Genomic DNA, 11886 nt, shown 5'->3' with positions numbered 1-11886 from the left:
CCACCAGACACAAAAGCATCTGGCCGGGTAAATCATAATTGGCACTGGCTTATCAAGCACCCTGTTGAGTTCTCAAAGAACAACCACACACCGTTCGGCACCACCTCATCCGAGGAGGCCCGCTCGGGGCAACCGCTCTAACTTACCTGGTCGACCTCGCCAGCGCAAGACCGGAGTCTCTGAAAATCCGAAGGATCTTCGTGGCATCGCCCAAGTGTTTTCCCGCGCTGACGCCCACCCCGGAAGGTGTGCGAATCGTCGGTTAGCCCTGCAGCCGTCCGGAGATCACTGAATGATCGATCCGCCCGGTTCCTGCTGGCTGGTTTACTCTACCCGGTCGTTCTCGCAGGCGCAAATCCGGTTTCCCGCCGCCTGCCTCGCCCGGAACTGTCAGTCAGCATAGCGCCTTCCTTCAGCCGCCCGCTGGGACACCGCCAACCCGGTCACTTTCGTGCCGGTCCGTCCGGGTTCCCCTCGGGCAGAGAGAAAGTTACGCGACGCCCCACCGGAAAAGCAAATCGACCCCCGCCTCAGGAACACCATCCGTCCCAGCCCCGTGCCACAGTGGCAGGCATGGCACCTGAACCGGCGCTGGCCGTCGACGCGCTATTCGATCTGCTGATGCCCCTGTCTCAGCTGGTCATCGGCATTCTGGTGCTCGCGGCGGTGGTCGTGTCGGTGCATCGCCTGATCGTGCGCGGGCCCTCACGGATGGGCGGAGCCATGCTGATCGCGGGTGGAGCTGTGGTCTGCGTCGCGGTGGTCGGGTACCTGGTGCAGGCCTTCTAGAACAGCCGGCGGTTCCGCAGGCTGGGCAGATCGGTTCTGATCTCTTCCAGCCGCTGGAGATCGAGGTCCGCCGTCACGATGCCCACCGCGTCCGGCGCCTGCGCGACAACGGTCCCCCAAGGATCGACGATCATGCTGCGCCCGAAACAGGTCCGCTGCGGCTCGTGGTCGCCGATCTGGCCGGCCGCGACGACGTAGCACTGGTTCTCGATCGCCCGGGCCCGCAGCAGCACCTCCCAGTGGTCCCGGCCGGTGTGCATCATGAACGCCGCCGGCACCACCAGGATCTTCGCGCCCTCGACGGCCAGCCGCCGGTACAGCTCGGGGAACCGCAGGTCGTAGCAGATGGAGAGGCCCGTCGGCACGCCGTCGATCTCGGTGACCACCGTGCGGTCACCCGGCGCCACCGTGCGGGACTCGTGGTAGGACACCCGACCCGGGAGCTCCACGTCGTACAGATGAATCTTGCGATAGGTCGCCGTGAGCTCACCCGCCGGGCTGAAGATCAACGAGGTGTTGAAGGTGCGGTCCGCGTCGGGGCCGACCTCGTGGAACGATCCCGCATGCACCCAGATGCCGAGGTCGCGGGCGGCCTCGGCGAAGAATGCCGCGAACTCGCCGTCGACCGGCTCGGGCTTGGGCAGTCCGCCGCCGGGTCCGAGGTAGTCGACGTATTCGGGCAGGACCGCGAGGGTGGCTCCTGCCGCGGCGGCCCGGCCCAGGAGATCGCGGGCCACGGCGAGATTACGGGTACGGTCATCGCGAGCGTTCAACTGGCAGACGGCGACACGCATGCCAGCCAGCGTACGGGGCGGAGCCGGCGCGGGAAACGCCCACGAAGCCCGCTACGCGAACGCAGCCGCGGCGAGACGACCTCAGCCTCAGCCGGGGACAGGAGAAGCCCCACTGGGGGCACGTAGCCCCACTGGGGGGCACGAAGCCCACTGAGGGCACGAAGCCCTGCTAGGGAGACGCGGCCGGCGTCAGGAGCACCTCAGCCCCCACCGGGGAGTACCCCGCCGCCAGGAACGCGCGCAGGCTCGCCGCGTTCCCCGGAGCCACCTGCGCCCACACCGGCCTGCCGTCGGGCACCAGATGACGTGCTGCCCGGGCCAGCGACCGCCCCAGCCCTCGGTTGCGCGCGGAGCTGTCGACCTCGATCGCGGCCTCCCAGCGCCCGCCGAGCCCCTTGCCCACGACGAGCACCGACGGCCCGCAGGTCCAGATGCGAACCTCGGTGCGAAAGCGGCGGGCCCGCACGCCCCTCGGATGGGCGCTGTCCTCGACCGGGGTTAGGTCCACCGGCGGATCACCGGCGAGCGGGGACGCCAGCACGACCGCATCGACCGATCCGGCGGCCAGCCGCAACCGCTGCTCGAGCGCGGAGAGGAACGGCGGGGACAACGGCGCGCCGAGGTCTCCGCCACGTATCCGGGAGTCGAGCCAGGAGCGGTCGACGTCCGCCGCCACCACGACGTACCCCGGAAACGACGTCACCGCCGCCCTGCGGGGCGACGGTGACGGCATCAGATCGAACCAGGGCTCCGTGGGAAGCCGCTCGCCACGTTCGACGCGGGCCAGGACCTCCGGGAGACCGTACGCCGATGTCAGGCGGACTTCTCCTCGCGCTCGCGGCGGGCACGGCGGCCGGCGAACTCGCGCGGAACGATGGTGGGTATCACGTTCTCCACCACCACCTCCCGAGTGATCAGCACTCGGGCGGCGTCGGGGTTGCTGGGCACCTCGAACATCACGTTCTGGAGGACTTCCTCCATGATCGCGCGAAGCCCGCGGGCGCCGGTGCCACGGAGCATCGCCTGGTCGGCGATGGCCTCGAGGGCGCCGGTGTCGAACTCGAGCTCCACGCCGTCGAGCTCGAAGAGCCGCTGGTACTGCTTCACGTACGCGTTGCGGGGCTCGGTGAGGATCTTGATGAGCGCCTCGCGGTCGAGGTTGCGCACCGTGGTGATCACCGGGAGCCGGCCGATGAACTCGGGGATGAGCCCGAACTTCAGCATGTCCTCCGGCATGACCTTGCTGAAGATGTCGTCGGTGTCCCGCTCCGAGACCGAGCGCAGGTGCGCGCCGAAGCCGACACCGCCCTGGCCGACGCGGGACTCGATGATACGGTCCAGGCCCGCGAACGCCCCACCGACGATGAACAGCACGTTGGTGGTGTCGATCTGGATGAACTCCTGGTGCGGATGCTTGCGGCCGCCCTGCGGCGGGACGTTTGCGACCGTACCCTCGAGGATCTTCAGCAGTGCCTGCTGCACGCCCTCGCCGGAGACGTCCCGGGTGATCGACGGGTTCTCGCTCTTGCGGGCGATCTTGTCGACCTCGTCGATGTAGATGATGCCCTGCTCGGCGCGCTTGACGTCGTAGTCGGCGGCCTGGATGAGCTTCAACAGGATGTTCTCGACGTCCTCACCGACATAGCCGGCCTCGGTCAGCGCCGTGGCGTCCGCGATGGCGAAGGGAACGTTGAGCATCCGGGCAAGCGTCTGCGCCAGGTGGGTCTTACCGCAGCCGGTGGGACCGATGAGCATGATGTTGGACTTGGCCACCTCGACGTCGCTACCCGCACCGGGCGCGCCGGCCGACTCGGCCTGAATCCGCTTGTAGTGGTTGTAGACGGCCACGGACAGGGCCTTCTTGGCCTGTTCCTGACCCACCACGTAGTTGTCGAGGAATTGGCAGATCTCCATCGGCTTGGGAAGCTCTTCCCACTTCACCTCGCCGGTTTCGGCCAGCTCTTCCTCGATGATCTCGTTGCAGAGGTCGATGCACTCGTCGCAGATGTAGACCCCAGGGCCCGCGATGAGCTTTTTGACCTGCTTCTGGGACTTCCCACAGAACGAGCACTTCAGTAGGTCGCCACCGTCACCGATCCGTGCCACCTACGGTCTCCCTGCGCTCATCGGCCGGCTCACACCGACCCTTGGCCCGAGGACGAATTTCCTCGTCGGTATCTCATCGTCTGCCGACCCGCGTTACTGAGGTTGCCGACTCGACGTTACCCGCTCAGGGGCAGTTCTCCGACCCCCCAAAACGGGCGTGTCAGGGGCCAGTCAGTCTAGCGCGACCCGACCGACCCCTGACACCGCGTGCTCATCCCGCCAATTCGGCGGTTCCCTGGCCGGGGTCGGACCTGCTCAGGAGCCGGTCCGCCGCGGCGGCAGGGAAGAACTCAGCTGCCCACGCCGGCGGTCTGGAGGCTCTTCTTACGGGTCGCGAGGACGGTGTCCACGATCCCGTACTCCTTGGCCTCGTCGGCCGTCATGATCTTGTCACGGTCGATGTCCTTGCTGACCTTCTCGACCGGCCGGTTGGAGTGCTTGGCGATCAGCTCCTCCAGCTGGGTGCGCATGCGCAGGATCTCGCGGGCCTGGATCTCGATGTCCGAGCCCTGCCCGTACCCGCCCTCGGTGGCCGGCTGGTGGATGATGATCCGAGAGTGCGGGAGCGCCATCCGCTTGCCCGGGGTGCCCCCCGCGAGCAGCACCGCGGCCGCGCTGGCCGCCTGGCCGAGGCAGACCGTGCTGATGTCGGGCCGGACGTACTGCATCGTGTCGTAGATGGCCGTCATGGCCGTGAACGAGCCGCCGGGCGAGTTGATGTACATCAGGATGTCGCGGTCCGGGTCGGCGCTCTCCAGCGTCAGCAGCTGGGCCATCACGTCGTTGGCCGACGCGTCGTCCACCTGGACGCCGAGGAAGATGATCCGGTCCTCGAACATCTTGTTGTACGGGTTCGACTCCTTCACGCCGTACGACGTGCGCTCGACGAACGAGGGCAGGACGTAGCGGTTGTGCACCGGAGCGAACCCGGGAGGCATAGTCAGGTCCGTCATTGCTCAGCTCCTCAGTTCAGCGTTCCGGCGCCCTCGGGAACCTGTGTGGCCCCGGTGATCACCTTGTCGATGAAGCCGTAATCCTTGGCCTCCTGCGCCGTGAACCAGCGGTCCCGGTCGGAGTCGGCCTCGATGGTCGCCTGGTCCTGGCCGGTGTGGAAGGCCACCCGCTCCTGGAACATGCGCTTGGTATACAGCATCTGCTCGGCCTGGATGGCGATGTCGGCGGCAGTGCCACCCATGCCGCCCGACGGCTGGTGCATCATGATCCGCGCGTGCGGCAGCGCGTAACGCTTGCCGTTGGCACCCGCGCAGAGCAACAACTGTCCCATCGACGCGGCCATGCCCATGGCCACGGTGGCGACGTCGTTGTCGATGAACTGCATCGTGTCGTAGATCGCCATGCCGGAGTAAACGGAACCACCGGGCGAGTTGATCCAGAGGTTGATGTCGCGCTCCGGGTCTTCCGCCGAGAGCAGCAGCAGCTGCGCGCAGATGCGGTTGGCAACCTGGTCGGTCACCTCGCTGCCGAGGAAGATGATCCGCTCACGCAGCAGGCGGTTGTAGACCGAGTCGTCGAGGTTGCCACTGATGGAGTCACCACGCAGCGTGGGACTCGCAGGGATGTGCAGATCGGTCATGGCAGCCCTTCACAGCTGACTGTGTCGGCCGAGGATCCGGCCGGCAGGTTGTCCGTCGTACGACCAACCTAACCGGTCGAATGCGCATCAGCTTCCCGCTCGGGCAGGTGTTCGCTGACAGCGCACCGGGGTGGCGGGAACGCGGAAAGGGCCGCCACGGACACGCGGCGGCCCCCTCGTGGAACGTCAGTGGTCGTGCCCGGCGTGGTCGTCCTCGCCGGCCGCCCGGAGGTCGTCCAGGGTCAGGACGTTACCCTCGGTGTCCTTCATCTCGACGTGCTCCATGACGTTCGCCAGGGCCTTGCCGCGGCGCACGTCGCCGAACACGGCCGCGGCCGCCCCGGACTGCACGAGCTGGTCGTAGTACTGCTGGGGCTGCATCTGGGCGCGCTGGGCCCGGTGCACGATCTCGTGGCCGAACTCGTCGTCGGAGACCTGGATCTCCTCGGCGTCCGCGATCGTGTCGAGCAGCAGCTGGATCTTGACGCCCTCGGTGGCCGCCTCGGCCAGCTCGGTGTCGATCTGCTCCTCGGTCTTCTCCTCGGAGGCCAGGTAGTCCTCCAGGGTGGCGCCGATGCGCTCGAGCTGGTCGGTCATGGCCTGCTTGCGGCCCTCGACCTCGTCCTTGACGATGCCCTCCGGCGCCGGGATGTCGGCGGCGGCGACGAGCTGCTTGAGCGCCTCGTCCCGGGCGGCGTAGATCTGCTCGACCTTCTTGACCCGGGTGACCCGCTCCCGGAGGTCGTTGCGGAGCTCCTCGAGGGTGTCGAACTCGCTCGCCATCTGGGCGAACTCGTCGTTGATCTCCGGGAGCTGCTTGTCCTTGACCGTACGGACGGTGACGGCCACCTCGGCGTCCCGGCCGGCGAACTCGCCGCCGACGAGCTGGGTGGTGAAGGTGGTGTCGGCGCCGGCAGCCAGGCCGACGAGCACCTCGTCGAGGCCCGGAAGCAGCTGCTTGCTGCCCACCTCGTGAGAGATGTTGCTGGCCGAGCCGCCCTGCACCTCCTCGCCGTCGACGGTCGCCTTGAGGTCCAGCTGCACGTAGTCACCCTCGGCAGCCGGGCGCTCGACGGTCTTGAGGGTGGCGAAGCGCTCCCGCAGCCCGTTGATCTGCTCGTCGATCTCGCTGTCGCCGATCTCCAGGGCCGGGACCTCGACCTTGATGGTGCTGAGGTCCGGGATGGTGATCTCGGGGCGCACGTCGACCTCGGCCGTGAACTTCAGCGGCTCGTTGTCGGCGAACTCGGTGATCTCCACCTCGGGGCGGCCGAGCGTCTTGACGTCGTGCTCGCGCACCGCGGCGAGGATCTGCTGGGGGATGGCCTCCTGCACGGCCTCGTTGAGCACGGCGCCGCGGCCCACCCGCTGGTCGATCACGGCGGCCGGGATCTTGCCGCGCCGGAAGCCGGGAATCTGGACCTGAGAGCCGATCTCACGGTACGCCTTCTGCAGGCTCGGCTTGAGCTCATCGAACGGCACCTCGATGGCGAGCCGCACCCGAGTCGGACTCAGAGTCTCGACGGTGCTCTTCACAGGCGTACTCCTTGATGGATCTCTTCGGTGTTGGTGAAAGTCGGGGTGGCGGGATTTGAACCCACGGCCCCTCGCTCCCAAAGCGAGTGCGCTACCAAGCTGCGCCACACCCCGAGGCCGCAGGCAAGTGTATGCGGTCGGTCGTGTGCCGTGTGCCTCGGCGTCGCCCGCATGCGCCACGCGGGGGAACCGGTTCGCGTCCAGCGAGGGGATTCAGTACGCTAGCCACGGCATCGCACAGAGTGCGATGCCCGCGCGGGCGTAGCTCAATGGTAGAGCCTCAGTCTTCCAAACTGATTACGCGAGTTCGATTCTCGTCGCCCGCTCAGAGTTCATCGGCCCAGGTCAGGGGACATCTCCCACAGCCTGGGCCGCCGTCTTGCCGGTGCCCTGACGGTTTGCCCCGGCGCACCGCACGCGCTCGCGGCCCGCAGCTGGCTGCCTCCGGCCGGCATCGCGCGCCCCGGGCACGCCGGCACCCACCCAGGACCGCTCCTGCAGATGAGGTTCCAGTGAACGGCGCCATCACCGTTGGAGCCTTCGGTACCCAGGGGTGCGGCAACGAGCTGCGGCCCATCTTTCTCGCCCATCCCCAGCGGCGCTCCGGCCCGTCGAGGGCGGGCTATCGGCTGCCGAGCCGGCGGGCCGGCTTGCCCTCGGACAGCCGCGGTCGCCCTGCGCTGGGTCGAGCGTGAGGACCGGCGTCGGCCGATGCACCCACCACCGCGCCACGACGTAGCGATCTTCGAACTATTGCGCGAGTTCGGTTCTCGTCGCCCGCTCCCCGGCCAGCGGCCGAGGCCATCAGCCCTGTGCTGCAGGTCAGCGCCGCTCCATCGCGAAGTTTCCATGCGGTACCCCGGCCCACCCAGAGGGTGATCCCCGGCAGCCGGAACAGCTCGGAGCGGACTCTCATAAAATCTATGCTCTCGGTGCTAGACATGCTCGGTGGCACCAGCTAACGTTCTTCCCGTTGCTAACGGAGATCGTCAGAGACGCTGACGCGACGCCCGCTCAGAGGGCGCAAGGCCGGACCAAGGCCCGCAAGATCAGTACCGGTAAGTGAAGTGAGCACCAGACGGTGGAGCTGAGGCAGTTTCAGGGCCCCACCGAGGCAGTACCGATCCGTCGCACGTGTCCGGGGCCATGAAGTCGCGTGGGGCTCCAGCACCGGCGGACGAGCACCAGGTAAGAAGTCCAGGAAATCAGAGGAAAGGGAGGGCCCGACACCGTTGGATCGCCCGCCGCCGGCCGCAGTAGTGGGGTGGGCGCGGACACCGCAGTTTCCATCGAACGAGAGGTGGTCTCCGGTCACGCTTATGCGATCCTCGCACCCGTCTGTGGTGCGGATACGACAAGCCGACGTACCTGTCGGTAGATGGTGTTTCTGACCCGTAACCTTTGGGCCCCGGCGCTTCCCAGCGCCGGGGCCCTCGTGATGGAGGTGTCCATGGGCCAACCCGACGACATGCTCGACGACGAGGACTACCCCGCCTACACCATGGGCCGTGCCGCGGAGATCATCGGCAGTTCGCCGGACTTCCTGCGCCGCCTCGGTGAGGCGAAACTGATCGACCCGATCCGCTCCGGCGGCGGACACCGCCGCTACTCCCGCTATCAATTGCGGCTGGCAGCCCGGGCCCGGGAGATGTGCGACCAGGGCACCGACATGGCGTCCGCCTGCCGCATCATCATCCTCGAGGACCAGCTCGAAGAGGCTCTGCGCCAGAACGAGGCCCACCGGCACGACTGACCACCCCCCGCCGCCCACACGGTCCCTCCCGCCACGGAAGGGACCGTCCGGCGGTCAAGTTGGCAGGGGCGTCAGAACGGTGCAGGCCCTCGACCGGCCAACGACACCAGCACCTGCGTGGCGAGCAGCCTGCGAATGCCGGTGACGGTGACTTCGCCCACCCGTTCGTACGGGAGCTCCAACTGCAGCCCCTCGCCCGCGTTGCGAAGGTCGTCGGTCACCTCGTCCGGACGGAACGTGCCGCCCCAGCCGTTGAGGCCTCCGCGCTGGTTGGTGTTCAGCGATGCCATACCTGTAATGCATGCACCGTCGACGAGGGTCAGCCTGGCTGGGCCGGAGTAGGTCATCGTCATAGTCGTTAACCGTACCCAGGGCCAGGTACCCGCCGCCCGCCGACGTCGTCGAGAGTCAGGGGGCTAGGGGTCAGCCGCTTCGCCGGTTGCCGTACTGGCGGGGGCTCTGCACGGTGCCGGGGCGCATCGGACGCTGCCCCTGGGCGCCCACCGTGGGGCTGGCGGTCTTCTTGCCTTTGGCCCGGCGTTCGGCCCGGTTGGCGAAGGGCTGCTCCTCGGTTTCGGGTTCGGCGTCAGCGGTGGGGTCGGACATGGTTGTCTCCTCAGAATGCCGGGTCGCCCGGAACGCAATGTGCAGAAGGTAGCGCAGGTCCGCTCGCAGGGAGCGGCCTTCGGCGTGCCGGGCGGGTCAGCTCACCGGCTTGCCGCCGGTGACACCGAGTACCTCTCCGGTGGTGTAGCTGGACTCCTGGGACGCGAAGTAGACGTAGGCCGGCGCCAGCTCGGCCGGTTGACCCGCGCGGCCCAGCGGGGTGTCGGCGCCGAAGGACTTGACCTTCTCCTCCGGCATGGTGGCCGGGATCAGCGGGGTCCAGATCGGGCCCGGCGCGACCGCGTTGACCCGGATGCCCTGCTCGGCGAGGTCCTCCGCCAGCGCCTTCGTGAAGGCCACGATTCCACCCTTGGTGGTGGCGTAGTCGAGCAGCGCGCTCGAGGACTGGTACGCCTGGATCGACGCCGTGTTGATGATCGCCGCTCCCGGGGGCATGTGCGGTACGGCCGCGCGGCAGAGCCAGAACATCGCGTACAGGTTGGTCTTCATGACGCGGTCGAACTGTTCGGTGGTGATGTCGGAGATGCCGCCCGGCTGGGCCATCTGGAACGCGGCGTTGTTGACGAGGATGTCCAGGCCGCCGAGGTCGCTGACGGCCCGGTCGACGATGGCCTGGCAGTGGGACTCGTCCCGGATGTCGCCCGGTACGGCCACCGCCCTGCGCCCGGCCTTCTCGATGAGCTGGACGGTGTCCTGGGCGTCGGTCTCCTCCTCGGGCAGGTACGAGATCAGCACGTCGGCGCCTTCGCGGGCGAACGCGATGGCCACCGCCCGGCCGATTCCCGAGTCCCCGCCGGTGATGACCGCACGGCGGCCGGTGAGGCGGCCGCTCCCCCGGTACGTGTCCTCGCCGTGGTCCGGCCGGTCGGGCATCCGGCGGGTGTCCCCGGGATGCGACTGGTCGCCGCCCTTGAGCTCGGGTGCGGGGTACTGGCTGCGCGGGTCCTGGCGCGCGTACTGATCCTGTGTCATGTCCCCCGGATGCCCGCCCATGGCGTCACTAACCGGCTTACAGCGGGGTGGCGAAGTCCTGGGTCCAGACCAGCGCTCCCCGGGCGTCCGCGGCCACGCCGACGCCGATGTTCTTGAAGGCGCAGGTGAGGATGTTGGCCTTGTGCCCGCTGCTGTTCATCCAGCTCGTCATCACCTCGGCGGGCGTGCGCTGACCCTTGGCGATGTTCTCCCCCGCACGGGACCAGCGGTAGCCGGCGTCGGTGATGCGGGTGGCGAACTCCACGCCTTCCGGGGTCGTGTGGCTGAAGTAGTCGCGGGCCGCCATGTCGGCCGAGTGCCCGCGCGCCGCCTTGGTGAGGCGGTCGTCCGCGGTGACGGCCGGGCAGCCCGCCTTCGCCCGCTCGCTGTTGACGATCGTCACGACCTCGGCCTCCAGCGCCGCGGTGCCGGTGGGCTCGGGGCTCGCGGGCGGCGTGGTGGGCGACGGCGCCGGCACGGATGTCGGAGCAGAGGGTGACGGCGTGGTGGGCGCAGGCGCCGGCGGCGACGTCGGGACCGAGGGTGACGGCGCATCGGGCGGAGAGGCCGGCGGCGTGGTCGGGCTCGGCGGGACGGTCGCGGTCGCGCCCGGGTCACCGGAGGCTGTCGCCGTGGGTACGGGGGTGGGCGGCGTTCCGTCCGTGGTGATGACGAGCTTGTCGACCTCCGGCGCCGGCCCGACCGGATTGCCGAAGGCGATGGTGTTCTCGCCGGACCGGAGGGTGGCCGTGACCCGCAGTGTGCCCGGGCGGCTACTGCCGCGCGTACCCGGGAAGAGCACCGCCGTGGGCACCGCGCCGTTGACGCTGATCTGGGCCGCACGGCCGCGATCGCCGGTGTAGGTGATCGCGAGCCGGGTGGGTCCGTCCTTCTCGGCGACGACCCCGGTGATCGTCAGGACGCCCTCGCGGCCGATGCCGGTGACGCGGCTACCGCCGGAGCAGCGGCGGCAGTCGACGGCGTGGGCGCCGCCGCCGAAGGTGTTGACCGAGGCCTCAGCCTCGTACGTGGTGGTTCCGGCACTGGCGCTCGCCGCCACGGCGATGCCGGCGACCACGGTGACGACGGCCGTACCGCCGACGATGAGGACGGGTCTGCGCATGGTGATCCGAATCGTTGTCTCGGGGGTGGGAAGTCCGCCGGAGACCGTAACGTCACTATTCGATGAACGTCTATTAGATCGTTCTTAATTCTCCGGAGCCGCGTGTACGGCTCTGACTCAACGTCAATATCAGGGACACTGTCAGTCATGGCGTACCCCTCCGAGAACAGGCCGTCCCCCGGGCCGGATGCCCTGCCGCCGCTGCCGGACGGCGCCGCGTCACCGACCGAATCCGCCCTGCCGCTGCCCGATGAGCTCGCCCGCACGCTGGCGGGACTCGGGCCCGCGGGCGAGGCACCGGCGGCCCGCGGACGCGCTACCGCCGGGGCCCGGACGCGGGCGCTGCGGCTGGCGATCTGGTCGGCCGCCGCGATGCTCCTGCTGCTCGTCCTCTTCATCGCCCAGAACACCGGTGGCGCACAAGTCGGCTTCCTCTGGATGCAGGGCCGCATGCCGCTGGCGCTGGCCCTGGTCGTCGCCGGCGCCGCCGGGGCGGCCATCGCGACCGCCGTCTTCACGGCCCGGATCGTCCATCTCCGGGGAGCCGCCCGCAGCCGGCGGCGCTGACCCCCGCAGAACCCGCCCGGCGTAC

13 protein-coding genes and 2 tRNA genes are annotated in these 11886 nt (G+C 68.7%); 4 read left to right on the top strand and 11 right to left on the bottom strand.

Annotated features, from left to right (window positions below):
* Positions 1 to 573 precede the first annotated feature (573 nt).
* Positions 574 to 789, top strand: coding sequence for a hypothetical protein (locus AB0368_RS32270; protein ID WP_366157791.1), 216 nt, complete (start codon positions 574 to 576; stop codon positions 787 to 789).
* Here AB0368_RS32270 and AB0368_RS32265 read toward each other — a convergent pair.
* From AB0368_RS32265 to AB0368_RS32235, 7 genes are all read right to left on the bottom strand, one after another.
* A complete protein-coding gene (locus tag AB0368_RS32265) occupies positions 786 to 1583 on the bottom strand; it encodes a carbon-nitrogen hydrolase family protein (RefSeq protein ID WP_366157790.1) in 798 nt (265 codons plus the stop codon). The genes AB0368_RS32270 and AB0368_RS32265 overlap by 4 nt on opposite strands.
* 169 nt (positions 1584 to 1752) lie before the next feature.
* Positions 1753 to 2286: a GNAT family N-acetyltransferase gene (locus tag AB0368_RS32260; RefSeq protein ID WP_366157789.1), complete on the bottom strand. Its 534-nt coding sequence runs from the start codon at positions 2284 to 2286 to the stop codon at positions 1753 to 1755.
* 110 nt (positions 2287 to 2396) lie between these two features.
* Entirely contained in the window at positions 2397 to 3689 is a 1293-nt protein-coding gene (clpX, locus tag AB0368_RS32255; protein ID WP_366157788.1) for an ATP-dependent Clp protease ATP-binding subunit ClpX, read from the bottom strand.
* A 290-nt stretch (positions 3690 to 3979) separates the two neighbouring features.
* Positions 3980 to 4642: an ATP-dependent Clp protease proteolytic subunit gene (locus tag AB0368_RS32250; protein WP_366157787.1), complete on the bottom strand. Its 663-nt coding sequence runs from the start codon at positions 4640 to 4642 to the stop codon at positions 3980 to 3982.
* 11 nt (positions 4643 to 4653) lie between these two features.
* Positions 4654 to 5283 carry an ATP-dependent Clp protease proteolytic subunit gene (locus AB0368_RS32245; RefSeq protein ID WP_366157786.1) on the bottom strand — a complete coding sequence of 210 codons (630 nt, stop codon included), beginning with the start codon at positions 5281 to 5283 and terminating at the stop codon, positions 4654 to 4656.
* Positions 5284 to 5469: 186 nt separating this feature from the next.
* Positions 5470 to 6819, bottom strand: a complete 1350-nt coding sequence (tig, locus tag AB0368_RS32240) for a trigger factor (protein WP_366157785.1) — start codon at positions 6817 to 6819, stop codon at positions 5470 to 5472.
* A gap of 40 nt (positions 6820 to 6859) precedes the next feature.
* Positions 6860 to 6933 (bottom strand) — tRNA-Pro (locus AB0368_RS32235).
* A gap of 141 nt (positions 6934 to 7074) precedes the next feature.
* Here AB0368_RS32235 and AB0368_RS32230 point away from each other — a divergent pair.
* Positions 7075 to 7145 (top strand) — tRNA-Gly (locus tag AB0368_RS32230).
* Positions 7146 to 8269: 1124 nt separating this feature from the next.
* Entirely contained in the window at positions 8270 to 8572 is a 303-nt protein-coding gene (locus tag AB0368_RS32225) for a MerR family transcriptional regulator (RefSeq protein WP_366157784.1), read from the top strand.
* Between the two features lie 71 nt (positions 8573 to 8643).
* Here AB0368_RS32225 and AB0368_RS32220 read toward each other — a convergent pair whose 3' ends face one another.
* The 4 genes from AB0368_RS32220 to AB0368_RS32205 form a co-directional block, all read right to left on the bottom strand.
* A complete protein-coding gene (locus AB0368_RS32220; RefSeq protein WP_366157783.1) occupies positions 8644 to 8925 on the bottom strand; it encodes a hypothetical protein in 282 nt (93 codons plus the stop codon).
* Positions 8926 to 8995: 70 nt separating this feature from the next.
* Positions 8996 to 9178 (bottom strand): hypothetical protein, encoded by a 183-nt coding sequence (locus AB0368_RS32215; RefSeq protein WP_366157782.1) that lies wholly within the window; start codon positions 9176 to 9178, stop codon positions 8996 to 8998.
* Positions 9179 to 9274: 96 nt separating this feature from the next.
* Positions 9275 to 10171 carry a glucose 1-dehydrogenase gene (locus AB0368_RS32210; protein ID WP_366157781.1) on the bottom strand — a complete coding sequence of 299 codons (897 nt, stop codon included), beginning with the start codon at positions 10169 to 10171 and terminating at the stop codon, positions 9275 to 9277.
* 37 nt (positions 10172 to 10208) lie between these two features.
* Entirely contained in the window at positions 10209 to 11294 is a 1086-nt protein-coding gene (locus AB0368_RS32205; RefSeq protein WP_366157780.1) for a CAP domain-containing protein, read from the bottom strand.
* A 147-nt stretch (positions 11295 to 11441) separates the two neighbouring features.
* Here AB0368_RS32205 and AB0368_RS32200 point away from each other — a divergent pair, with 147 nt between their 5' ends.
* Complete coding sequence (locus AB0368_RS32200; protein WP_366157779.1) at positions 11442 to 11861, top strand: lipopolysaccharide assembly protein LapA domain-containing protein; 420 nt, start codon at positions 11442 to 11444, stop codon at positions 11859 to 11861.
* The last annotated feature ends 25 nt before the right edge of the window (positions 11862 to 11886 follow it).

Origin of the sequence: Actinoplanes sp. NPDC051475 (genome assembly GCF_040689425.1) — a bacterium.
Taxonomy (GTDB): domain Bacteria; phylum Actinomycetota; class Actinomycetes; order Mycobacteriales; family Micromonosporaceae; genus Actinoplanes.
Note: the sequence above shows the minus strand (reverse complement) of the source record. Positions and strands in the feature narration are given on the sequence as shown.